The organism is Phycisphaerae bacterium, assembly GCA_018003015.1.
GTDB lineage: Bacteria > Planctomycetota > Phycisphaerae > UBA1845 > PWPN01 > JAGNEZ01.
In genome coordinates this window covers 101,131-125,500 of sequence record JAGNEZ010000010.1, presented here as the reverse complement: position 1 = coordinate 125,500, position 24,370 = coordinate 101,131, and the positions used below count along the sequence as shown (strand labels likewise).

Genomic DNA, 24,370 nt, shown 5'->3' with positions numbered 1-24,370 from the left:
AATGGCTGATACCGAAATGTACGAACGTGCCAGCGAACGCACCCACGTGGGCGACGAGCCCGTCGAGACCGCTCCGGCACTGGAGGAGATCGAAACCGGCGACGGCGACGTGGCCATCCTCGACGCCCAACCCGCAGCCGCCGTCGAACGACACCGAACCAGACCTCGCGAACCCAAAATCCACAAGTACCTCCGCTACGTCATCGACATCAAGGCATCCGACCTGCACTTCAAAAGCGGCGCCCAGGTCCACGTTCGCCACAAGGGCGATCTCAAGCCCATCAAGGGCCCGCCCCTGTCACCCGAGGAAGTCGAACGCCTGTGGTTCGAAATCATGAACGATCACCAGAGAAAACAGCTCCTCGAAAAGGGCGCTTCCGACTTCGCCTACCAGCTCGGCGACTCCGACCGCTTCCGTGTCAACATCTTCCGCCAGCGCGGTTCGCTCAGCGTCGCCGCCCGCCGCGTCAACAAGAACATCCTGAACTTCGATGAGCTCTACCTGCCCAAGTCAATCTACAAGATCACCGAGTTCCACCAGGGACTCGTCCTTCTGGCCGGCATCACCGGCTCCGGAAAGTCCACCACCATCGCCGCCGCCCTCGACTACATTAACGCCCACCGGGCCTGCCACATCGTCACCATCGAAGACCCGATCGAGTACCTGTTCACCGATCGCAAGGCCCTCGTCAACCAGCGCGAGGTACACGTCGACGTCCAGACTTTCGCCGACGCCCTCAAGTACCTCATGCGCGAGGACCCCGACGTCGTACTCATCGGCGAAATGCGCGACGAGGAAACCTTCACCGCCGCCCTCAACGCCGCCGAGACCGGGCACCTGGTCTTCGGAACCGTCCACGCCTCCAGCGCCGCCCAGACCATCAACCGCATCCTCGACCTCATCCCCGAGGGCTCACGCGACCTGGTCCGCCAGACCCTGGTGTTCAACCTCCAGGCGGTCATCTGCCAGAAACTCCTGCCCAGCATCAAGCCCGGCGTCGCCCGCGTCCCCGCCGTCGAAATCATGTTCGGCAGCCCAACCGTGCGCAAACTCATCGACGAGAAACGCGACGACGAACTCAGTAAGGTCATCCGGGCGTCGCAGAACGAGGGCATGCTCGATATGAACGAGTGCCTTAAGCGGCTGGTGGAAACCGAGTTTATCGATATCCACGTGGCCTACGCCGCTTCGCCAAACCCCCAGGAACTCAAGATGCGCCTCAAGGGCATCAGTACCGGCAGCGGCTCTATCCTGGGCTAGACTTGCCCAAGGCAATGACCACCCGATACCATCGGTCGGCGGTGGCTGATGTCGACCGTAATCCCCCTCACCCCCGAGGTACTGGTCTCCGCTTACGCCCACGGCATCTTCCCCATGGATGTCGACGGCCAGGTCGAGTGGTTCAGCCCCGACCCGCGGGCCATCCTGCCGCTCGATGCGTTCCGGGTATCCAAAAACCTCGGCCGGCGATGTCGCAGCGGCCAGTTTGAGATCCGGCTCAACACCTGCTTCGAACGGGTGATCCGGGCCTGCGGCGACCGCGAGGAGGGAACCTGGATCTCCCAACCCATCATCGCCGCCTACGTCCGGCTGCATCAGCTCGGACTGGCCCACTCCGTCGAAACATGGCAGGACGGCGAGCTGGCCGGCGGACTCTACGGCGTGGCCCTCCGCGGCGCCTTCTTCGGCGAGTCTATGTTCCACCGCCGTACCGACGCCTCCAAGGTCGCCCTCGTGGCCCTCGTCGAGCGACTGCGAAACCGCGGCTTCGCCTTGCTCGACGTCCAGTTCACCACGCCCCATCTCGAACAGTTCGGCATCGCCGAAATCACCCGCGAGGAATACCTCGACCGCCTGGCGGCCGCACTCGATGTCGACGCCCAATTCGTCGATCCAGATGCCCCGCCCCCATGAACCCCCCCGAGCCGCCCTCCCCTCAGCCGCCCACCGGGGCGTATCGCACCACCAGACTGTGGCCCTGAACAGGAATGCGCAGATCAAGCCCAGCCTGCAATTCCTTGCCGCGCATCGTCCGACGCGTGCTCGTTCGGGCCTCATCAATGAACTCGACATCGTAGCTCACGTCCGGCTTCACCCCGGCCAGCCCGACGATGATCCCCACATAACCACACTCGCTGCGCCGGAAGGCGAGCACCAGGCCCGCATCAAGATCGGGCCGATGATACTGATGGGCCACAAACGCATCCGCGGCCAGCGAAACGGGCGTCAGCGGATAGAAATCACCATACCAGTACCGCTGGTTGGCTCGTGATTCGGCCACCGCCGCCTTGGCCGTGGCCGTCGGAAAACCCTCCTCCAGGTAACCCCACTCGCAGATCGCCCCCGCCGTCACCGCGCTCCGGCACTCGTAGGCCTCGGGCGACCAGCATCCCAACGCGTGAAGCGGCACATACTCGCCAAGGCCTTGACACTGACTCTGGTTCCATTCCGGGTGACCGGGCGAACAGCCGGTGTCGCTTCGCCAGAGCGGCACGGAACGCGAACACATCTCCAGATCGATCCGCCGCCCGCCGCTGGCACAGTTGTCAATGACCAGACCGGGACGTCGGGCAAGCAATTCATCCCACATCGCGTAAAGACCCTCCACGTAACGGATCTCGGTCATCCCCTGCCGGTCCGGCCCGTCATTCTTGCGCCAGAACGACAACGGATCGATGTTGAAGTCGTTGCGATACACGTCCAGACCATATTCCTCAATCCGCCGGGCCAATAAGTCCGTCAAAAACCGCCGGGCCTCAGGATCATTGAGCTTGAACAGGCCACCCTCCTTGCCCCCAAAGACAAACTCGGGATGCTCCCTGGCGATCGCCGTGTTGGCCCCAACCCGCTCCGGCTCAAACCACAGAATGAACCGCATCCCCTTGGCATGGCAGGCATCGCTGACCGGCTTGAGACCCCGGGGAAAGGCTTCCGGCTTGGCAAACCAGTTGCCGACCCCGTTGGGAAAATCGCCGGGAAACCATGCCGCGTCGAGCCAAACCGAATCAACACCCAGCTGCGCGGCTACCCGGACGTACTCGAGCTGGCCAGCCTCCGTCGCCCACCCCGGCCGCTTCCAGTAACGGTCAAACGTCTGAATCGCAATCGGCATCCGCACCGGCCGCCCACCGCGCTTCGGAATGTAGTGGAACAACATCAGGCGACGAAAACGATTGTGGGCCGCCCGGCGATCACCCGTCCAACCCAGCAGAAGAATGCGCGGACTGCGAATCCGCTCTCCCGGATGCAGCAGAAGGTGAGTCTGCTCCATGCCCGCCCGCAATAGGGTCCGGCCACCCTGGCCACGCTCCAGCGAAGCCGCCCACTGGCCCGTCCAGCCGATCGCGGTGATCAGACCCTGACCGCCATACTGCACGTCCAAAAAGGGAAACGCGCTGATCGACGCCGGCCGGCCGCCAGTCGGGGCAAGCCGGATATTCCTGCCGATGTCCAACGACGTCGCTACCGGCTGAAACGCGGCCGCACTGCAGGTGTCCCCGTTGATCTGGTTCAGGACAACCGCTTGTCTGTTGTTGCCGGTCGCCAGCTCCAGATCTAGAGCCTGGATCCTCTCCATAATCGGCGTGTCACGGCCACCCTTGTTCTCGAAGTGGAGAACCCAGTCAACCGCCGGATATCGGCGAAAAACGCTCACAACCGCGGTGACCTCCAGACCCGTTTCAGGATCGGCCCATCTCACGCTGTGTACCAGACGGTCGTCACGCTCCGCGGTCTCAACCGTCCGCTTCCAACCCCCCATCAGGACCTTCGATTCCTTGCCGCCGTACACAAACGAAAACGGCACCTTCGGACCCATGAACGGCTCCACCCCATACCCTTCGTCCAGCCATCGAACACTGCTGTCCTCCATGACCAGCTGGGCATCAGCCCAGTCACACTGATCGTAGGCCGGTCCGTCGGCCGTGGTGTCTGCCTTCAGCACCAGCTTGTCCAGCCCCTCCGGCAGGTCAACGTCAATCGGCACCGCCGTGTCACCGCCACGCAGCGTCGCCGTCCGAACCACCTCCCGGCCGCCAATCTCCACGCTCAACTGTACGCTGCCGTTCACGCCCCGGGTGTCGAAGTTGTGGTCGATGCCGGCAAATGCCTTGAACCGCTTGGCCCCCTTGGGCACGGTCACCACGATCTCACTGTGGGCGTGCGTCCCCAAACCATGCGCGAAATCGCGATCGCCAATACGCAGAGGCGTTTCCATGCACGACCGGCCAAAGTGCAGGAAACTGTGATCCTGGCGGCGAACCTCGATCGGGATCACCCGAGGTGAAACCGGGGCCGGCTGCCCGAGAAACGCACCCCCCACCCAGCCGCTCATCGCCTTCACTTCCTCAGCCGAGGCCATGACCGCGTCGTCAACCTCGCCGGCGGGCAGGTCATCCTCGGCGGCCCGCACACCTCCTCCCACCAGAAGCAGGCTCGCACACACCATCCACAAAACCGAGATCCCTCGACTCATGTTCTCCTCCTGGGAAAAAACCCTATCGCCAAAACAGCGCCACCGCCGCGATCAGCCACAGGACCACCCCTGCCCCCAGCTTGACCAGCGTGCCCACCAGACGCCCAATGCCCGCGCCTACCCCAATCCGGACCGAAACCTCCATCTCCTGGCCGCCGCTCATCTCCATCGCCCACGCACCCACCGCCGCACCGCCTGCAGCCCCCATCAGCGAGCCAATCAGCGGAATCGGAATCATCACCGTGCCCGCCAACGCTCCAATCAGCCCTCCGACAAGAGCCCCCGCCGAACCACGAGCCGATCCGCCCGCCTGCTTGGCGCCCGCGGCACCGGCCACCATCTCCAGCACCTCCCCCACCGCCGCAACAGCCACCAGAACAACCAACGTCCACGGACTGAAAAGCTGATGATCCGGATCCCACTGCCACCACGCAACCCCCGCCGTCGTGGCCACGATCAGCCAGTTGCCCGGCAAACCCAAAACTACCAGCAGTAGCCATATGGTGTTAATAAGTAGGAAAAAGAGGTCAAAGGCGAAGGGCATGAGCATCAGGTAGCCCCCTCCGCCAGAAGACCTTCATCGAGAAAACCAGGGAAAACCACCACCCGGCCCTCGTCCACCCCCGCCCGGCACACACTCCAACCCGCCCAATGCCGCCTCTCATCCCCCCCCAGCTCACCGCCGCGACGCAGCTGGCTGACTGGCCAGCGGTACCAGAATCCTGTGCAGGTGAGCGGTCAGCCGCTCCTTGGCGGCCATATACACGGCCAGCTCCTCCTTGTCCACACCAGCCGTCGACGCCGCCCGGCGGTACAGCTCCAGAGCCCCAACCGGATCGCTCATCAGCTCCGCCACCACCCCCATCGCGTAAGCCGTGTCCGCCTCCTCCGGCTCCTTGCGAAGCCGGGCCGCGAAGCCCCGAAACGCGGCCGCATAATCGTCCGCCCGAAGCGCTCGAACCGCACCCTCGCCAGCCTTGCCATGACCAACCACCTCAGTGCTGTACCGCACCCGAATCGGTACAACCTGCCCCGCAAACTCCTGCGTCGCACGCTCAACCAGCTCCCCAATGAAATGATCCACCGGATCCAAATCACCCTCGTCAATGCTGCCCCCGAAGAAAAAATCCGGCGACTTCGTGTCCTTCTTCTGGATCGGCGTCGTGGAGTACTGCACGATCGCCGCACCGGTGACGGCGTCAATCAGGCAGAACGAACACTGCACCGTCAGGTGCCTGCTGATCTCCTCAACTTCCTTGGTCTTCAACGTCAGCCCACCGCTCGCCGCGCGCCCGGAAAGGGACGTGACCGGCGGTGCCGGCACAACCGCCGGCCCCGGAGGAACAACCACAACCGGACCAACCGGAGCGTACGGGCTCCCCGGCAGCGGCCTGATCCGCACCATCCGCGGATCAACCGAGTAACGCGGATCATGCGAGTAAGCCTCCCGCGGATCATACACATACCGCGGCTGGCCATAGACACGCGGCCGCCGGACTTCACCTTCGCGGTCTCGAGCCCGCGGCGATCGTACTTCGCCTATCTGATCCGCAAACCCGCCCATGATGCTCAGCCAGTCAACCGTCGACTTGCTGCTCTTCTCAACGTCCACCCTGACCGTGATCCGGCTGGTGACCAGACCCTGGACGTCAAGCAGCTTCCCCGCCCGGGCGGCGACCTCACCCTCGACCAGGCCAGCCAGCTTCAAATCGCGCTCCGCCAGAACCTTCTGCGTCTCTCGTCGCTTGGCCACCACCACCGGCGAGCCGAACTGGACGCCATTCTGGAGCATCGACTCGATCATGTCCGCGGCAATCGTCGACCACTTCCGCTCACGATCGTCCTGCCGAGCACCCTCCGTCTTGACCCCCGAGTCAATGACCGCAACCGCCTTGAGCCCGTCAGGCAGCGGCTGGGGCGGACCGACTACGTACGAAATCGTGACCGCCTGCCTCTCCCTCGCTTCGCAGGGAATCCAATGGCCGACCGCCAACAGGATGGCGGCCGCAACAAGACAACCTCCCAGTCGCATGCTGAATCTCCGTCTTCCACCCGGGGCAGGTCTGCGGCGACAGCATTATAGCCAGATAACCACCGCCTGTCACCCCGTGCGACGACGATCCTCAGACTGGCCCCTCCATCTAGCGGGCACGGACAACACAGGCCCCACCGGCGGGAACAGAAACCGGAATCGTCTTCGAGCCTTCCCCGGCCGCCTCGACCCCTTCTCCACACCAGGCACGCGCCAGACGCAATCGGCCCCACGGCGGGCGGAGCTCCACCGCCCGCGGCTCGTCACTGATGTTCGCCACCGCCAACCCCATCGTGCCGTCCGCGGCCAGCCAGGCTGTGGCCATCACCACCGGCAGATCGATCGCGTACTCACCGCCGCCCGCCGAGCCTGCACCCTTGAGCCGCGGCTGATCACCAATCACTTCAACCTCGCCGAGAAACTGACCTTCCAGCAGGAACTCATGCCCTCCCCGACGAGCCTTGGCTAGGTTACGCAGGAACTCGGCCTCCTTGCGGGCGCCGTCGGCCATGATCCCCTCCACACCCAGCCAACCAAGCTGCGCACCCCACAGAAAGTCGCGAACCATCTTCGCCCGAAACGGCAGCGACTTGGGAATGTCGCTCCCGTGCATGTACTGAAACCCAAACGTGATCACCCGCCCGCCATAAACGGTCGGCATGAGCGGAATGACCCGTCGGCCACCCACCGCCGGTGTGTTGACCATGAGCAAGGCGTCGAGCTGGTCGTTCCAGCATTCGGCGTTCTCCTCCGTCGTCAGCATCCGGTCCTCGGGCATCCTCGCGCGGATCCGGTCCAGCATCTTGCGGTAGCCGTCGAACCAGAACGTGCCCCCGCCCACGGAATGACCATGCCCCGCATCAAAGCAGCGGACCGCACCGGCCGCCCCAATCTGATCAATGTACACACCGTCCACACCACATTCGCTGAATAACCGGTCGACAATGCCCGCGATCTTGTTCTGCCACTGCACCGTGGCCGGACACATGACGTTGAGAGGAACCTTCGAGCCGTAAACCTCCGTGTACGGCTGACCATTCTCCTGCCGGGCCGCGGCCTTGTCCCCGCCCTCCTGCACCCAGGTCTTCGAGTTCCGGTCACACAGCCGACCGTTGATGTATGGCATGACCCGCAAGCCCGCACCCTGGAGAGCCTTCACCCCCTCCCGGAAATCCGGCTTGGCCGGAAAATACTCGGGATAGAGCGTGTCAAACGGAATCTCGTGCCAGTTGTACCAGTGCAGGGCAATCGGGACGCCGAAGAACTCCGCAGCCTTGCGGCACATGTCCACATTCTTGAGCGGCTCCGGACCAGGCATCAGCCAGAGCTCAATGTCCTTCAGCCAGGCAGGCACCGCCCGCTTCGGGTCCGAGAGCTTCAGGCCATGGCACGCCCCACCCCACGGCGTCTGGTAGGTGAAAGCTCGATAGATCTGGGCGGCGTCCCAGTAGTCGCCGTCAAAAACACCAATGACCGCCTCAAAGCCAGGTGCGTACCGGCCACTCACCGTGTCGGAGGCGGCCGCCCAGTGCGTGAAGGTCACACCCACACCGTCCTCCCGGGCCTTGACCGCCAGATGCTTGTGGTTGCCCTTCGGGTCGTGCATGCCGACGTACAGCCCCTCGCCGCCACCGTAGAACGCCACAAACGGCATCGACGCGACCAGCGAAGGATAGGTGGCTTCGTAGCCCATGCCCGGCTTCACCTCGTATTCAAGCCCCCAGCCAAACGGCGCCGCCATCTTCAGACCGGACCCGGTTCGCAGGTGCGCCAGAATCGGCCAGTCGGCCCGGACAACACTCCAGCCGTCAGGAAGTACCGCACCCAGTCGCCAGCTCGATAGACCGTCATGGCCGCTGCTCGATGCGGTCAGGCTCACCTGGACCTCCCCTTCGCCCACACGGGCCTTCCACCTGAACCCCACCCCCGAGCCGTCACCCTTCGCCTCCGGCGCGGACAAGGCATCACTCTCGAGTTCCGCGGCAGCTCCCCCCGGCCCGCGCAGAGCCAGTCCCCACAGCGAGGCCTTCCCCGAAGAAGCCACCACCCATTCCATGCCCCGCCCACCACGCAACGACACCAGATGCAGCCGGCCCGCCACCAGCGAAAACTCGATGCCCGCCTCACCAACCAGGCCCACACGCCCGGCCCCCGGTCGTGTCGCCTGCGAATCGGCCGCCAAGGCAACGGCGGCCCAACCCACAATCCCGAACCCCCACGTCATCAGATGGGATCTGCTCATCACCGACCATCCTCCAGCAACCGGGTTAGTCGTGACTCAACTCAGCCGAGACCTGAAGAAGACAACCATCAAGGCGCGGGCTTGCAGAAAGAAAGAGCAAGAACCGCATCCTCGCCCACCTCGAGCCGCCTCCAGTTCATTAATGCGACCACCTCATCATGTGGAGGTTGATCTCGCTGTGGACGTTCCTGGGCATGATGGGAAAGTCCCGGTTGCACGACACGTAGAATGCGAAGCCCCGTGAAGCGGGCTAATCTCAAGAAGGAGATTACCACCAAGGTCGTTCGCCGACTAGCCCTGCAAAGACCGGTCTATGGGCCCGCCTTTGGTGGGAGAGACTGCTGACCCAACCAGCATCAATAACCATCCCGGCCGGCAGCACCGTCACCCCGGCGGCTTGCCGTGGAGAACCGCCTCCCCTTCCGCTGCAACCGGCACACCGAGCGCGTGACGAGCCCAGCGATCAGGCACCGCCATGCCCAGATCGTTCACCGCAATGTCCAACACGCCGGCTAGCTCGCGAAGATCATGCGGCGGTTCATACCGCCGCCGGAAAAACGGGACCGGCGCGCCCGGGCCGAACTGCAACCGCGTGATCGGCGCGAGAACGTCCCGCCGGATCGTCCGGGCCTCCTTGGCCATGTCGTCCTGGCGAAGATCAAGCCGGACCTCGTCGTGGATCTGGGCGGTACTGAACGTGCCCGTCTGCCCGCTGGTCTCGACGGTCAACGTGCCGCCCAGCCAGGCCTTCGACAACTCGCGGTTGAAGAAGTTGCACATGCTCTCGTACGGCGGCGGTGACTTGCCCTGGCCAGCCTCGAGCAGCTGCAGCTCCACCGCCTTGCTGAACACCGCCGACGCGTCCGTGCCAAGCGAACGCAACATGCCCAGCAACTCCTGCTTCTCCTCCGGCGTGGCCGACGGTTCGTATCGCGCAACCCGAACCGGCATGCCAAAGACCTCCGCGAACACCATCCAGTCCTTCATCGCGTAATGCTTGCCCAGATAGGACAACGCACTGACACGCAGCAGCCCACCACGCATCGGATGACCACAGGCCGTGTGCGGCGTATGCACCACAAACTTGTGAGCCGGTAGCTCGATGCCGGCTTGCGGCTCCTGCTCGGTGAGAATCCGCACCCGACCGTAAGCGTCAAACGCGAGCCGCTCGAAACCCACCGGGATGACATCCGTCAGCCTCAGCTCCCCCTCGACAACGTCATACACGTTCTCGGCCACGGCCACGTTGCGACCCATGGCCATCGACAGATGCTGCAACGCCTCGTCAAATCCCTCAATGTCGGCCAGAACCCCGCGGGCATGGTCGGCCGCTTCATCCGCCGCCGTCCGATCCACACCCTCGCGAACCTCCACCGCCGACACGATCTCCCAACCCAGACCGGTCAACGCCAGTCGCCGCGTGTTCGCAACCGAATGCAGATGGGCGTCCTTCTCCTCCATCTGCTGAAATAAGGCCATCGCCTGGTCCACCGCCCCGTCGTCCGCCGCCCGCAGAAGAGTCACCAGCCGCGAGGGCGTGAGTCCATCCGCCGGATAGTCCCGCCACCGATCCAACGCTAGCGGCCGCACCATCCGCCCCAGCCGCACCCGCCCACCCCCATCCCGCCGGCCACCCACCGCATGAGCAATCCAGGCCCGCAAACTCATCGTGCCCACCCCTCCTCTTCAGACCCCCCTCAACCTCGTCATCCCGCCCCGCCGATCACCCCGCCATCGCCAAGCCCCGGCTCACACCCAGGACCCACCACCGCCCATCGCTCCGCCAACCGGTTGCAGCCTGCCCTCCACCCCTTCCGCGCTCGACCCTTCGGCCCTCGGCTTGCCTACCATACGCCTTCTCGCGCGAACCGCAGACCCTCGCCACGCACAACCTCGATCACGCCCCCTTCACACGCCGCCGCCCGAACCGCCAGGCATGCCGCCCAGAATCGATCGGCATGACCACTGCCCGACCGCGCCGCGTCATAACGAGCCGGTCCGACAACCGCCACCGAGCGGCGAACCGAGTGCCAGTCGTTGCGAATCAATTCGTCCGCCGGAATCCGAATCGTGCCTTCCTCAACACGCAGACGAAGACCACTCGCCAACGAGTCCTTGACCATCGCGCTGAACTGCACCGCCTCCACCCGCCCCGACCCAAACCGCTCCATGACCGCCTCGGCCAGCGGCATCCCCATACCCCCGGCGTCGATGCAGCACCGGCAGACACGCCGCAGCTCCAGCAACCGGAACAAAACCTCAACCTGCCCCCGGAAAAGCTCTCCCCGGCTCTCACGCACGCCACGCGTGATCAGTACGCCTTCGCATCGCTCCACAACCCACATCACCGTCAGGTCGCGATGCCGACCAATGTCCACGCCGACATACAGCGGCCCCTTGCAGGCGGCCAGCAAGCCCTGGTCGAAACCCCTCTCCAGCCCCGGATCCTCAACCCGCTGGATCTGCTCATAGGTCAGAAAGGCCGACTCTTCGTCAAGAAACTCGCACCCGAACTCCTGGCGGTAAAGCTCGTCATCGTGCATCGAGCGACGAATCTGCCCGGCGTCGATCTCGAGCCCCGCGGCAATGGCATCATCCAGCGTCACGATCGAATGCGCAAACTGGTCGTTGTCACGCAGCTCCGCAAACAGGTTGTCACGCCCTTTGGGCGTCGAGGCCACGTCAAGCTCCCCACCACCGCGAAGCACCGTCGGGAACACGGCCGCCCAGATCTCCCGGTCCTCACGGTGCATCGCAAACTCGTCCAGAAAAACGTCACCGGTGAATCCCCGGGCCGTGATCGGATTCGCCGGCAGGCCAATGACCCGAACACCATTGGGCAGCTCGATCGTCAATTGCCGAAAACGGGTGCCCGCGAAATCACGACTCCCCTGGAAACTGGCGGCCAGATTGAGCGCCCGGCAATGCTGCCGAACCTTCAGCATCAGCTCCCGACTCTGACGCTCACCGGCCGAAAGAAAAACCTGCGTCCGCCGCCGCTCAATTCCCCGCAACAAACGGCGAAGCGACTTGGTGAAGCTCTTGCCAATCTGCCGCGACCAGCAGCACCAGCTGAACCGGGCAGGTGATTCAATGTCCCGCTTCTGGTACTCCAGGAGCGGGAGGAGCGGCCGAACAACACCCGACTCCCGGACCAGCCGGCTTGTTGTCAGCGCGTCGGAGGTGCCTTCGGTCATGCCTGTATGCCTCAGCAGCAGACAACACACCGGCCGTCCCCTCGCCTCGGCAAACCGCGGACCGCCCAGACGTGGACCACCCCATTGGCTTCGTTTGGCGCTGGCGCTTTTCGGCATCTGAGCTCGAAATCGCGGATTCGACCACTGCGTCCACCCATTGGCTTCGTTTGGCGCTGGCGCTTTTCGGCGTCCAGACCCTCGAACACGAGCCGTGAACGAACCCGTCACCGCCCCAGTGAAAAACAAGCCATGAATAACACGACGCCCGTCCCGGAAAACCACCCCCCGACCCTGACACCCCTCCACGTCGTTCCGCAACCGTCGCCCCGCTCCACGACGACCCCCCGCACTACCCTCGGCTTGCCTTTCAGTGCGAGTCCGAGCATAGTGATACGCGTGAACCGGAGCGGGTATGAGGGATACCCTGGCAGAGCCGGCCGGAACCGGCAAATCCGGCCTCCGCAAGAACCCCTTCGAGGTGAATCATGTCCAAGACTCGCGTTTCGCGTCGGTCAGTGATGGGTTGGATGGCCACCGGGATCGCCGGCGGAGTGGTCGCGGCCCAGGCGGGCGCGGCTGACGAGCCGCCAACCGCAAAACCCAAGGGACGGATCCGCCAGTCCGTCTCCCGGTGGTGCTACAACGGCAAACTCAGCTACGAGGACCTGTGCAAACACGCCGCCCGCATCGGCTACCAGGCAATCGACCTGATCGGCCCCGACGAATGGGCCATGGCCAAAAAACACGGGCTGACCGCCTCCATGGTGCCCGGCGCCGGCAGCATCGGCGACGGACTCAACCGCCGCGAAAACCACCCACGCCTCGAGGCCGAGTTCCGCAAGAATATCGACCTCGCCGCCGACGCGGGCCTGCCCAACGTCATTACCTTCTCCGGCAACCGCAAGGGACAGGCAGACGACGAGGGCATCCGCAACTGCGTCGAGGGCCTCAAGCGAATCATCGGCTACGCCGAAAAGAAAAAAATCAATATCTGCATGGAATACCTCAACAGCAAGGTCGATCACAAGGACTACCAATGCGACCACATCGCTTTCGGTACGGCCATCGCCAGACAGGTCGGGTCCCCCCGCTTCGGCATTCTCTACGACATTTACCACGCCCAGATCATGGAGGGCGATATCATTCGCACCATCCGGGCCAACCACGAGTACATCCTCCACTACCACACCGGCGGCAACCCGGGACGCAACGAGATCGACGAAAGCCAGGAAATCAACTACACCGCCGTCATGAAGGCCATCGCCGACACCGGCTACAAGGGTTTCGTGGGACAGGAATTCGTCCCCAAAGGCGATGCCCTGAAAGCCCTCGAACAAGCGTTCAGGATCTGCGACGTCTGATGACCTCGATGCAGACCGTCCGGCACAGTGACCGGCCACGCGCGACGCTCCCGTCCAACCGGCAGCGCCGCCCAACCTCCGCAAGCCTTGCCACAGGCCCGACCGCCGGTCCCCCCGACGCCTCGGCTCAGACCCCGCCGGCGAAAACGGGAACCGGCGGCCGGCTGCGACCACCGAACCCGAACGCCCGACTTGCCGGCTATCAAGCCTTCGACCCGATCCGCAAAAGGAGAAAAGAATGAACCTCCTCACCTCCGCCTCCTCGTCCCTGATGCTCTCCTGGCTCTGGCTCACCCTCGCTCCAGCAGCCAACACCGACCCCCCCCCCACCCCGGCCAACAGCCCCCTGGACATCGCCGACCGCCGGCAGGTCTTCATCGACCAGACATTCCTCCAAAACGCCCGCGGCATCGAACTGTGCGTCCACCCGCCCCGCAAGACCGGCGAAATGACCATCCGGCCCGAACATCCCTGGGAAAAAGGCGGCATCGGACCCTACAGCAGCGTGATGAAACTCGGCGACACCTACCACATGTGGTACCACGCCATGGACACCGCGCACTGGGACACCGGCAAGACCAACGGGGCGGTCTGCTACGCCCGGTCCAAAGATGGTATAAAGTGGGAAAAAACTGTAATCGGACTCACCGAGTACCAGGGCCGAAAAGACAACAACATCGTCTTCGGACACGGGGCTTCCGGGGTACGCATCGGCCAGGACGGCGGAATGGTCTTCCACGACCCGCTCGCCCCAAAGAACGAACAGTTCCGCCTGGCCATCCGCTACGGCGAGCTGGGCGAGGGCGTCCACCTGTTCTCCTCACCCGACGGAATCCACTGGAAACCCACCCACCAGGCCGTGCTCAACGCCCGACCGCAAACCAAGGGCCACCATCTCGACTCCCAGAACGTCATCTTCTGGGACGACCAGATCCGCAAGTACGTGGCCTACATGCGCAAGAACGTCACCGAGAAGGGCTCCCAGGGACGATCCATCGCCCGCGGCGAGTCCGACACCCTCGCCTTCCCACCGGTGCAGGATCTGCCCGTCGTCCTCGGACCGGACCGCAATGACCTGTTCCACGGCGAAAACCAGGTCGTGGACTACTACATGAGCGCCACAATCAAGTACCCTTGGGCCGAAAACGCCTACTACATGTTCCCCACCGCCTACTACCACTACATCGGCGGAGTCCTCGCCGAGTTCCCCCGGGAGCTGCCCATGAACGCCGGGCCGCTGGATACGCAGTTCGCCGCCAGCCGCGACGGCGTCCGCTGGGAACGGTACCGCCGCCGGGCATTCGTCCCCCTGGGCATCAAAGGCGATTTCGACTGGGCGTCGGCACGGGTCGTCTGGGGCCTCGTGCCCGACCTGAGCGGCCGCGAAATGTTCCTCTACTACCGGGGCAGCGACTGGCTCCACGGCTGGGACCGCAACGAACGCAACAAGCAACTGCTCACCGAGGCCGGACTCGGCGCCGATCAGAACATCGCCGTCCTCAGCCGCCTCGTGCTTCGCCGCGACGGATTCGTCTCCGCCCGCGGAGCCTACACCGGCGGCGAGTTCACCACCTGCCCGCTGATCTTCAAAGGCAGCCGGTTGCTCCTCAACGTGGATACGTCCGCCACCGGCATCGTCCAGGTCGGCCTCCTTGACGCCGACGGCTCCGCCCTCGATCACTTCGCCCCCGAGAAATGCGACCTGATCCACACCGCCAACGAGATCAGCCGCGTGGTCACCTGGCAACGCCACAGCGATGTGAGCTCCCTGGCCGGCAAAAGCGTCCGGCTGCGATTCCAGGTCCGAGACGCGGACCTCTATGCGTTCCAGTTCCAGCAATGAACGCCAAACGAGAGAAAAGCCCGGGCCCCGCGCCCAAGGGCTTCCAGAGGAGTGTTATGGTGGGTATTGGAGGTAACACAACGTGACCAGGACAACGGAGATGGCGACGTCATGAAACCCCCACGCCCATGGATGGCCGCGTGCCTGCTGCTGCCAGCCGGCTGCAGCCTCGGCCCAGACCCTCGCGATATCCGCTATGGGTCGCCCATCCCCGACGAGGGCTACTGCGACCAGCCCTACGTCATCGTCACCCGCGAGGGCCACTGGCTCTGCGTGCTCACCACCGGCAAGGGCGAAGAAGGCCAGGGCGGACAACACGTCGTCTCAACCATCAGCACCAACCACGGATCCAGCTGGTCGAAACTCACCGACATCGAACCCGCCAACGGACCCGACGCCTCGTGGGCAACACCACTCATCACCCCCACCGGCCGGGTCTACGCCTTCTACAACTACAACGGCGACCGCGTCGGACCCCAAACCCTCGGCGGCAAGAAGATCAACCGCTTCGACATGCTCGGCTGGTACGCCTTCAAGTACTCCGACGACGGCGGCCGGACCTGGTCCAAGGAACGTTATCGCCTCCCCGTCCGACTCACCGATTGCGACCGGACCAACGACTGGAAAGGCAAAGTCCAGATCCTCTGGGGCATCGACAAACCCGATACCTGCGGACCCTCCGCGCTCTTCGCCTTCACCAAGCTCGGAGCCTACTTGCTCGACCAGGGCGAAGGATGGCTGTTCCGCTCCGATAACATCCTCACTGAACCCGACCCCAACAGCATCAAATGGCTCATGCTCCCCGAGGGAGAACAAGGTATCCGCGCCCCCGAGTTCGGTTCCGTCCAGGAAGAACACAACATCGTCCCCCTCGCCAACGGCGACCTCTACTGCATCTATCGCACCACCACCGGCCGGGCCGTCCATACCTACAGCCGCGACCGCGGACGAACCTGGAGCAAACCCGAGATCGCCACCTACACGCCCGGCGGCCAGCCCATCAAACAGCCCCGGGCCTGCCCGCGACTCTTCCGGGCCCGCAACGGTCACTACCTCCTCTGGTTCCATAACCACGGGGGCCGAGACTTCCTCGACCGCAATCCGGCTTGGATCTGCGGCGGCATCGAACGCGAAGGACACCTCCTTTGGTCACAACCGGAAATCCTGCTCTACGACCGCGACCCGGCCACGCGAATCAGCTACCCCGACCTGATCGAACAGGAAGGCCGCTATTGGATCACCGAAACCCAAAAGAGCATCGCCCGAGTCCATGAAATCGACCCGACCCTCCTCCACGGAGCGTGGAACCAGCAAAACAACCGCCAGGTCGCCCGCAGGGGCTTGATCCTCGACCTCGATCTGTCCGCCGGCAACCAGACCCAGGTCCACATCCCACTACTGCCCAACCTCGCCACCGGCGGCGGCTTCACCCTCGACCTGACCCTGAAACTCAACCGCATCACCCCAGGCCAAGTCATCCTCGAAACACAGAACCACCGCGGCCGAGGATTGACCCTGGTCACCGGTTCGGACGCCACCGTACGAATCGAGATGTGCGACGGCCTCAACCGGGCCACCGGGGAGTGCGATCCCGGCTCCCTCATCCCCGGCAGATACCACCACCTCACCGCCATTGTCGACGGCGGACCCAAAATCATCACCTTCGTCGTCGATGGCCGATTGTGTGACGGCGGCCCGACTCGGCGAAGCGGCTGGTCCAGGTTTCCATCCGAGCTGGCCAACGTGAACGGCGACCAAACCCTGCGCCTGGCCACCTCACTCGATGGCCAACTGTCCGTACTTCGCGTCTACGACCGATATCTGCGCACTTCAGAGGCGGTCGCCAACGCATTGTCATTCAATACGCGGGCCGCAGGTGCCGATAAACACTAAAATCCCTGTGTTGCCCTTGAGGATCGTCCATGGCTAAACAAACCATCCTGGTCACCGGCGGGGCCGGCTTCATCGGCTCGCACCTGTGCCTCCGGCTGTTCGAGGAGGGCTGCCATGTCATCTGCCTGGACAACTACTTCACCGGCCGGCGAGATAACTTCGGCGACCGATACCAGGAGTTGATCCTCAGCGGCCGCTTCGAATTCGTCCGCCACGACGTCATCGACCCCATCGTCCTGGAAATCGACCGCATCTTCCACCTGGCCTGCCCGGCCAGCCCGGTCCACTACCAGTACAACCCGGTCAAGACCATCAAGACCAACGTGCTCGGCACCTACCACATGCTCGGCCTCGCCAAACGGGTCAAGGCTCGCATCCTCCTGGCCAGCACATCCGAGGTCTACGGCGACCCCCAGGTGCACCCTCAGCCGGAAACCTACTGGGGACACGTCAACCCGATCGGCGTGCGGAGCTGCTACGACGAAGGCAAACGCGTGGCCGAAACCCTGATGATGGATTACCACCGTCAGCACAACCTCGCCGTTCGCATCGCCCGGATCTTCAACACCTATGGGCCGAACATGGCCGTTAACGACGGCCGTGTGATGAGCAACTTCATCTGCCAGGCCTTGCGCGACGAGGCCATCACCGTCTACGGCAACGGGGAACAGACTCGCAGCTTCTGCTACGTCTCCGACCTGGTCGACGGCCTGATGCGACTCATGGACAGCGACACCACTGAGCCGGTCAACCTCGGCAACGATCGCGAAGTGTCCATGCTCGACCTCGTCAAGGGAATCGAGACCACGCTCGGCCGGCCACTCAAGACCGTGAGCCGACCACTGCCGCCCGACGACCCCGCGCGGCGACGACCCGACCTGACCCGGGCCCGCACGCTGCTCGGCTATGAACCGCACGTGCCGCTCGAAGAAGGCCTGCGACGGACCGTCGCCTATTTCCAGCAGGTCTTGAGCGCGCCACGCTAACGAGCGGCCGCCAGACAGGCGATACTTGATTAGGCAGGATCCGCGCGCCCATCGCCATCAGCGTTATCGGGCGTCGCAGGCAGAACGCCGGGGACGGACAGAATCGAATGTCGCTGAGATGGAAAGTCGCTTCGCTCCTCACCGTGGTCTACGCATTGTTCGTGGTCACCACGGACCTCGTCCAGCGCGCCATCATCATGCCCAGCTTCGAACGCCTCGAAAACGAGGCGGCGATCACGGATATCAACCGGGCCAAGGACGCCATCCGCACCGAGCTGAACCACCTTTCCCTGTTCCTCGGCGATTGGGCCGCCTGGGACGATACCCGCGATTTCGTCAGCGGGCAGGATAATCAGTACCAGGCCAAGAACCTGATGCCTTCAACCTTCATCACCAACCGTCTGAACCTCCTCTGGATGGGCGACCTCAGCGGCCGCAAGGTCTGGAGCGGCGTCTACGAGGTCCCGTCCATGAAGGAGGTACGCCTCCGAGAATTCGCGGCGGAACGATTGGATTCGGACAGCCCGCTGCTGGGGCACCGCGATCCGGGCAGCCTGGTCACCGGACTCATGATCACCGAGCACGGACCCCTGCTGGTGGCGTCCCGACCCGTGGTCAGCAGCAACAACGAAGGACCCATTCGCGGCACCATGGTGATGGGCCGGTTCCTCGACCTCAAGTTGACCCAGTCCCTCGCCATCCAGACACAAGTGACATTCACCGCCCGGTCCGTCCAGGACAACCACCTCCTCCCGGCAGAACGAGAAGCCTTGGCTCAGTGCTCCAGAAAAGGCGCACCCACCCTGCAGATCAGGGACAACCAGCACCTCGACGTCTACGCCACCTTCCCCGACCTGCGTGGCCAGCCGGCGCTCCTGCTCAAGGCCGAGATCCCCCGAGCCATCACCTCCCGGGGACGGATCGCGATGGGCTTCGCCGCAGTCTCGCACGTCCTAGCCGGGGCGATCATCGTCCTCCTGGTCTGGATCACGTTTCAGCGCCTGGTGGTCAAGCCCGTGACCGCACTCACCGACTACGCCCTCCGAACTGGACAGGGCGCCGAGGGGCCGAAGAAGCCGCCCCTGACCTCCAAGGACGAGATCGGCACGTTGGCCCGCGAGTTCGGCACCATGGTCGCACGCCTGGACGAGCGCAATCAGCAACTCCTCCAGATGCAGAAAATGGAGGCGGTCGGCCAGCTGGCCAGCGGCCTGGCCCACGATTTCAACAACCTGCTCACCGTCATCCTCGGTTGCGCCGCCAGACTCCGGAGGTCCAATCCGACCGCCGCCGACCTGTCCGAAGCGGTCAACACCCTCGAGGAAGCCGCCCGCCAGGGCCAGACCATGACCCACTCCCTGCTCACCTTCGCGCATCGAATGCCGATCGAGAAACACCCCATCGATCTCCGGGCGGCGATCCCGGGCGCATCCCAGCTCTTCCGACATGTACTCCCGGCCTCCGTCAGGCTCTCCATCTCCGCCGACGGTAACGGGCCCCTGTGGGTCAACGGCAACGCGACCCACCTCCAGCAGGTGCTCCTGAATCTGGCCATCAACGCCCGCGACGCCATGCCCGACGGGGGAGAACTCGCCATCACCGTCGCCGGAGTGAAGCCCGGCGGGGATGCCGCCGCCAACACCGCGGAACAGCCGGAGCAAGGTTGGGCCCGCATCACGGTGGCCGACACCGGGACCGGCATCCCTCCGGAAATCCGCCCGCAGATCTTCGACCCGTTCTTCACCACCAAGCCGCGCGGCCACGGCACCGGCCTCGGCCTGGCCATCGTCCACGGAATCATCGAGGATCACAACGGCCGGGTCGAGGTCGAATCGGAAGCCGGCGTCGGATCATCGTTTAGGATCTTTTTGCCTCTAATTGAGGTCGAGCCCACCTTCTCGTCTGATGCCGAGCTCCAGGCCCTGCCCACCGGCCAGGGCGAGGCGCTCCTCCTGGCCGAGGACAACCGGCACGTTCGCGAACTGGCTTCATCCGCCCTGCGGTCCTTCGGCTACCAGGTCATCCATGTGGCCGAGGGCCCCTCGGTCCTGAGCCGCTATCGCGAACACGCTGACGAGGTGCGCCTCTGCATCCTGGACATCGATCTGCCGGGTTGCACCGGAACCGATTGCCTGCGCGCCCTGCGCCGGGCGGGAATCCGCACCCCCGCTATCCTCATCACCGGAAACCCCAACGCCGATCTGGACGACGACCTGGTGGAAAATGCAATCCTACTCTACAAACCGTTCAGCATGGCCGACCTGGGGCGACAAGTCCAGCGCATGCTGAAACGAGACCAGGAGTCGAAAGAATGAACCAGAGCCAGACCACAGTATCCAGCCATCGCAAGTCGATCCTGATCGTCGACGACCACGCCCTGGTGCGGAACATGCTCGCCGACTGCATCGCGGCCTCTACCGATCTGTGCGTCGCCGGCGTGGCCTGCGATGCCGAAACCGCACTCAACGAGGCCATCCGGCTGAAGCCCGATATCGTGCTCATGGATATCGATATGCCCGGAATGCTCTGCTTCGACGCCGCCCGCATGATCCGGACCCGTTGCCCCGATACCCGAATCCTCTTCCTCAGCGCCTTCTTCCACGACCGCTACATCGAACAGGCCCTGGCCGTCGAGGCCTCCGGTTATGTGACCAAGAACGAACCGCCCGAGGCCCTGCTCAAGGCCATCCGAACCGTCGCCGCCGGTGAATCCTACTACTCCGCCGAAATCCTGGCCCGCGTCGTGGTCACCTCCGACGGCGTGTCCCTGCCCGAGAGCCGCCACAGCCGGACTTCCACCCTCACCCAGCGCGAACTCGAGATCCTCCGCTACCTGGTCCGCGGCCTGGCCAAGAAGGAAATCGCCGAACTCATGCACATCAGCGTCAATACGGTGAATCGCCACACCGACAGCATCATGACCAAGCTCGACATCCACGACCGCGTCCAGCTCGCATGCTTCGCGATCCGCGAGGGCCTCGCCGAGGCGTGACCGATAAAAGCTCGGCGGCCGCATCGATGCGACGCGCGATATGGCCCATTTGCACTATTCCGCCCGCTAGGCCCTACATCGTAAGTTCTCACCGGTGTTCGTGTCCGCAACACCGCGCGGACGACAGCGGTCCAGGATGGACGATCGTCGTTCCTCGACGCCGGCGTTCGGACGCATTCGTGGGGCAACGGGCCTTTTGGGGAGGGAAAGAACATGGTGGGGAATAAGATCAACGGCATCGGGTCGAGCATGGGAGCACTCTCGGCCGGTCTCGCATTGGTGGCGGTCTTGTGGCCGGCACCCAGCGTGCTCTCCGTTCAAGAGTTCAGCGAGCCCGCCACCCGGGTCGAGGAGGACTGGGTCCTGGTGCTCAATGAGCCCGACGACGCCATCACCTCACCCCAGTTCCATACGGTCATGTCGCCGGTGGGCAACCTCGAGGGTTCCTACGCCCAGGTCCTGTGGAATTACCGGGAAGCCCCGGGGTTCGTCGCCGGCGGCCTCCAGCTCCAGGGCTGGAACGGCGAGCAGATAGTCAACAGCAAGACCGTCCGCGTCACCCCGCTGAGCACAACCGCGGAGACCATTCGATGGACGCAGGTCCTCGAAATCGTCGAAGGGGAACTGTTCTTCGACATCGTCAACGGCCAGTCAACCACCTGGGGCTGGTTCGGTCGGGACATGCGTCTCCAGCAGGCAGGCACGGCCTCCGACTTGAACGCCTACAACACCCAGGTCTCGGTGAACAACTCCTGCATCACCTACGGCAGCAACCGCGTGACCCAACTGGTCATCACCGAGGTGCGCTGGTACGGGGAGAGCGGCCTGCTCTATACCGACAGCACGCCCAAGGTCATTTCCGCCGTCTCTGCGGTCGAATGAGCGAGCCTCGAAGCGCCATCAGGCTCCTGTATCAGTCTGTAGGGACCGCATGATCGAAAGAAGCAAGGAGACGTCGAGAATGAAACCTCAAGCACCAAAGACCAGCCATCGAACCCATCGCCGCGGAACGGCTGTGGTCCTCACCGCGGTCAGCCTGACCACCCTAATCGGCTTCGCTGCTCTGGCTGTTGACATGGGCATCCTCTACAACGTCAAGGCCGAGCTCCAGCGCAGCGCGGACTCGGCGGCGATGGCCGCCGCCTGGCAACTCCTGGATCCGGAGAAGCTCATGGGCCTGCCGGACATGTCCGAGGAGATCAACGCCGCGATCAGCGAGGCTACGGCCTACGCGGCCAGGAACAAGGTGGCCGGAGCGGCACCCGGCCTGCGGAGTGCTGACGTAGTGGTCGGCCATCTCGACAATCCCAGCAACCTCGCCGAGCAGATGTCGACCGACGATCCCAACACCTACAACGCCGTGGAAGTCACGGTCCGCCGGGACGCTCTCCAGAACGGCCCCATACCGCTGCTCTTCGGCCAGATCTTCGGCTTGAACAGTGCCGACGTCAACGCCAAGGCGACAGCCGTTTTCAAGGACGGCGTGGTCGGCTTCAGGACCACCAGTTCAACGGACACCGTCCAGCTACTGCCCCTGGCCCTCCACCGAAATGTCTGGTACAACCTGATGGCCCGGGGAACCACCAACGACAACTACAAGTACGACGAGGAGACCGGAACGGTCCTGTCATCCCCCGACAACATCCTGGAAGTCAACCTGTACCCAGGTTCGGGTGCCGGTCAGCTCCCGCCGGGCAACTTCGGGACGGTGGACATCGGCTCCGCGAACAACAGCACCGCCACCCTGTCCCGCCAGATCCGCTACGGGATCAATGAGACCGACCTGGCTTACCACGGTGGCGAACTCAAGCTCAGCGAAAGCGGCACATTGCTGCTCAACGGCGACACCGGACTCAGCGCCGCCATCAAGGACGATCTCCAGTCCATCATCGGCAAGCCCCGCATCATCCCGCTGTTCACGGAAGTGACGGGTAACGGCAACAACGCCATGTACACGATCGTGGAGTTCGTGGGCATTCGAATCATGTACGTCAAACTGACCGGGGCAATGAACAACAAGGCCGTCATCATTCAGCCGGCCTATGTCACCGAAGAGGGAGCCATCACGACGACCGGCTCCGGCACCAGCTACTTCGTCTACCAGCCCGTCCGTCTGGCACGCTAAACCACCAGGCGACCGCGGTAGACTCTTCGTACCTGACGCTCCATACACACATGGCCTGACGGCACCGGGCGCGCTCTGCACCCGGTGCCATGCCATTGGGCTACCCTTCGGCCATGGCTCAGTCACGCCGCCGTGGCCGGTAGCGGACGACCCCGATCGAAGACCTGTCCGGCGCACTTCGAACGACGCGTTGCCGCTTCTCCTTTGAGGAGCTCGACATCACCAGGGGTTCAACTTACCCGTCTTACCACCCAAAGGGGGCTGGCCGAGGTGTGGCCGATAATACCGCGGCGGATGCGCTCGCGGCGCGCCCAGTATGGCCCATAGAGACTATTCCGCCTGCTGGACAACACATCGTATTTTAACACCGGTGTCTCGGACACCACGAGGACGACGAAACCTCGGGAAGACGTTCGATCGTCTCTCGGAGCAGGCGTACAGAGGCGTTGATAGGGCGACGAGCCTTATTGGGAGGGAATGAACATGGCGAGGAAGAACACAAGAGGTTTCTGGTCGAGAAGCAGGTCGATCTCGTCCGGCCTTGCGTTGATGGCGGCTTTCTGGCCAGCACCCAGCCTACTCTCCCTGACGCAGTTCACTGAATCCGTAACCCGCGTCGAGGAGGACTGGGTCCTGGTGCTCAACGAGCCCGACGATGCCATCACCTCGCCTCAGTTCCACACGGTCATGTCGCCGGTGGGCAACATGGACAGTTCCTACGCCCAGGTTCTGTGGAACTACCGGGAAGTCCCCGAGTTCGCCGCTGGCGGCCTTCAGCTCCAGGGCTGGAACGGCGAGCAGATGGTCAACAGCAAGACTGCCCGCATCATCCCGCTGAGCACGACCGCCGAGACCATCCGATGGACGCAGGTCCTCGAAATCGTCGAAGGGGAGTTGTTCTTCGACATCATCAACGGCCAGTCGACCACCTGGGGCTCGTTCGGCAAGGACATGCGTCTCCAGCAGTCGAGCACGACCTCCAACTTGAACGCCTATAACACCCAGGTCTCGGTCAGCAACTCTTGCGTCACCTACGGCAGCAACCGCGTGACCCAGCTGGTGATCATCGAGGTGCGCTGGTACGGAGAGGGCGGCCTGCTCTACACCGACAGCACGCCCAGGGTCATTTCCGCCGTGTCCGAGGTCGAGTGAGTGATCATGGGACTGTCACCGGATTCCCCTATCAGTCGGTAGGGACCGCGTGATCGAAAGAAGCAAGGAGAC

The 24,370-nt window shown here is 63.8% G+C and carries 17 protein-coding genes; 11 read left to right on the top strand and 6 right to left on the bottom strand.

The window, feature by feature from the left end:
- Positions 1–16: 16 nt before the first annotated feature.
- Positions 17–1,261: a PilT/PilU family type 4a pilus ATPase gene (locus KA354_06900; GenBank protein MBP7934361.1), complete on the top strand. Its 1,245-nt coding sequence runs from the start codon at positions 17–19 to the stop codon at positions 1,259–1,261.
- Between the two features lie 48 nt (positions 1,262–1,309).
- Entirely contained in the window at positions 1,310–1,915 is a 606-nt protein-coding gene (locus tag KA354_06895) for a leucyl/phenylalanyl-tRNA--protein transferase (GenBank protein MBP7934360.1), read from the top strand.
- A gap of 22 nt (positions 1,916–1,937) precedes the next feature.
- Here KA354_06895 and KA354_06890 read toward each other — a convergent pair whose 3' ends face one another.
- From KA354_06890 to KA354_06865, 6 genes are all read right to left on the bottom strand, one after another.
- Entirely contained in the window at positions 1,938–4,475 is a 2,538-nt protein-coding gene (locus KA354_06890; GenBank protein ID MBP7934359.1) for an alpha-galactosidase, read from the bottom strand.
- Between the two features lie 22 nt (positions 4,476–4,497).
- Positions 4,498–5,025, bottom strand: coding sequence for a DUF456 family protein (locus KA354_06885; protein ID MBP7934358.1), 528 nt, complete (start codon positions 5,023–5,025; stop codon positions 4,498–4,500).
- A 126-nt stretch (positions 5,026–5,151) separates the two neighbouring features.
- Positions 5,152–6,507, bottom strand: coding sequence for a hypothetical protein (locus KA354_06880; GenBank protein MBP7934357.1), 1,356 nt, complete (start codon positions 6,505–6,507; stop codon positions 5,152–5,154).
- A 109-nt stretch (positions 6,508–6,616) separates the two neighbouring features.
- On the bottom strand, positions 6,617–8,749 hold the full coding sequence (locus KA354_06875) for a hypothetical protein (GenBank protein ID MBP7934356.1): 2,133 nt from the start codon (positions 8,747–8,749) through the stop codon (positions 6,617–6,619).
- Positions 8,750–9,133: 384 nt separating this feature from the next.
- Complete coding sequence (locus KA354_06870; GenBank protein MBP7934355.1) at positions 9,134–10,417, bottom strand: DUF935 family protein; 1,284 nt, start codon at positions 10,415–10,417, stop codon at positions 9,134–9,136.
- A gap of 176 nt (positions 10,418–10,593) precedes the next feature.
- Complete coding sequence (locus tag KA354_06865; GenBank protein ID MBP7934354.1) at positions 10,594–11,946, bottom strand: terminase family protein; 1,353 nt, start codon at positions 11,944–11,946, stop codon at positions 10,594–10,596.
- A 485-nt stretch (positions 11,947–12,431) separates the two neighbouring features.
- Here KA354_06865 and KA354_06860 point away from each other — a divergent pair, with 485 nt between their 5' ends.
- The 9 genes from KA354_06860 to KA354_06820 all read left to right on the top strand — a co-directional run bounded on the left by KA354_06860 (position 12,432) and on the right by KA354_06820 (position 24,298).
- A complete protein-coding gene (locus KA354_06860) occupies positions 12,432–13,307 on the top strand; it encodes a TIM barrel protein (GenBank protein MBP7934353.1) in 876 nt (291 codons plus the stop codon).
- A gap of 238 nt (positions 13,308–13,545) precedes the next feature.
- A complete protein-coding gene (locus KA354_06855) occupies positions 13,546–15,150 on the top strand; it encodes a hypothetical protein (GenBank protein MBP7934352.1) in 1,605 nt (534 codons plus the stop codon).
- 111 nt (positions 15,151–15,261) lie between these two features.
- Entirely contained in the window at positions 15,262–17,043 is a 1,782-nt protein-coding gene (locus KA354_06850; protein MBP7934351.1) for an exo-alpha-sialidase, read from the top strand.
- A gap of 29 nt (positions 17,044–17,072) precedes the next feature.
- A complete protein-coding gene (locus tag KA354_06845; GenBank protein MBP7934350.1) occupies positions 17,073–18,029 on the top strand; it encodes an SDR family oxidoreductase in 957 nt (318 codons plus the stop codon).
- 107 nt (positions 18,030–18,136) lie between these two features.
- Complete coding sequence (locus tag KA354_06840) at positions 18,137–20,344, top strand: response regulator (protein MBP7934349.1); 2,208 nt, start codon at positions 18,137–18,139, stop codon at positions 20,342–20,344.
- On the top strand, positions 20,341–21,021 hold the full coding sequence (locus KA354_06835; protein MBP7934348.1) for a response regulator transcription factor: 681 nt from the start codon (positions 20,341–20,343) through the stop codon (positions 21,019–21,021). Before KA354_06840 ends, KA354_06835 begins: the two co-directional genes overlap by 4 nt.
- A gap of 213 nt (positions 21,022–21,234) precedes the next feature.
- A complete protein-coding gene (locus KA354_06830; protein ID MBP7934347.1) occupies positions 21,235–21,903 on the top strand; it encodes a hypothetical protein in 669 nt (222 codons plus the stop codon).
- Between the two features lie 79 nt (positions 21,904–21,982).
- Entirely contained in the window at positions 21,983–23,146 is a 1,164-nt protein-coding gene (locus KA354_06825) for a hypothetical protein (GenBank protein MBP7934346.1), read from the top strand.
- Between the two features lie 483 nt (positions 23,147–23,629).
- On the top strand, positions 23,630–24,298 hold the full coding sequence (locus KA354_06820; protein ID MBP7934345.1) for a hypothetical protein: 669 nt from the start codon (positions 23,630–23,632) through the stop codon (positions 24,296–24,298).
- Positions 24,299–24,370 lie beyond the last annotated feature (72 nt).

Bases quoted from the DNA above. Each gene is read 5' to 3' on its own strand.
- KA354_06835 (MBP7934348.1), top strand. From the start codon at position 20,341: ATGAACCAGAGCCAGACCACAGTATCCAGCCATCGCAAGTCGATCCTG.
- KA354_06825 (MBP7934346.1), top strand. From the start codon at position 21,983: ATGAAACCTCAAGCACCAAAGACCAGCCATCGAACCCATCGCCGCGGA.
- KA354_06885 (MBP7934358.1), bottom strand. From the start codon at position 5,025: ATGCTCATGCCCTTCGCCTTTGACCTCTTTTTCCTACTTATTAACACC.
- KA354_06820 (MBP7934345.1), top strand. From the start codon at position 23,630: ATGGCGAGGAAGAACACAAGAGGTTTCTGGTCGAGAAGCAGGTCGATC.
- KA354_06850 (MBP7934351.1), top strand. From the start codon at position 15,262: ATGAAACCCCCACGCCCATGGATGGCCGCGTGCCTGCTGCTGCCAGCC.
- KA354_06880 (MBP7934357.1), bottom strand. From the start codon at position 6,507: ATGCGACTGGGAGGTTGTCTTGTTGCGGCCGCCATCCTGTTGGCGGTC.
- KA354_06895 (MBP7934360.1), top strand. From the start codon at position 1,310: ATGTCGACCGTAATCCCCCTCACCCCCGAGGTACTGGTCTCCGCTTAC.
- KA354_06900 (MBP7934361.1), top strand. From the start codon at position 17: ATGTACGAACGTGCCAGCGAACGCACCCACGTGGGCGACGAGCCCGTC.
- KA354_06860 (MBP7934353.1), top strand. From the start codon at position 12,432: ATGTCCAAGACTCGCGTTTCGCGTCGGTCAGTGATGGGTTGGATGGCC.
- KA354_06830 (MBP7934347.1), top strand. From the start codon at position 21,235: ATGGTGGGGAATAAGATCAACGGCATCGGGTCGAGCATGGGAGCACTC.
- KA354_06865 (MBP7934354.1), bottom strand. From the start codon at position 11,946: ATGACCGAAGGCACCTCCGACGCGCTGACAACAAGCCGGCTGGTCCGG.
- KA354_06855 (MBP7934352.1), top strand. From the start codon at position 13,546: ATGAACCTCCTCACCTCCGCCTCCTCGTCCCTGATGCTCTCCTGGCTC.
- KA354_06870 (MBP7934355.1), bottom strand. From the start codon at position 10,417: ATGAGTTTGCGGGCCTGGATTGCTCATGCGGTGGGTGGCCGGCGGGAT.
- KA354_06840 (MBP7934349.1), top strand. From the start codon at position 18,137: ATGTCGCTGAGATGGAAAGTCGCTTCGCTCCTCACCGTGGTCTACGCA.
- KA354_06845 (MBP7934350.1), top strand. From the start codon at position 17,073: ATGGCTAAACAAACCATCCTGGTCACCGGCGGGGCCGGCTTCATCGGC.
- KA354_06890 (MBP7934359.1), bottom strand. From the start codon at position 4,475: ATGAGTCGAGGGATCTCGGTTTTGTGGATGGTGTGTGCGAGCCTGCTT.
- KA354_06875 (MBP7934356.1), bottom strand. From the start codon at position 8,749: ATGAGCAGATCCCATCTGATGACGTGGGGGTTCGGGATTGTGGGTTGG.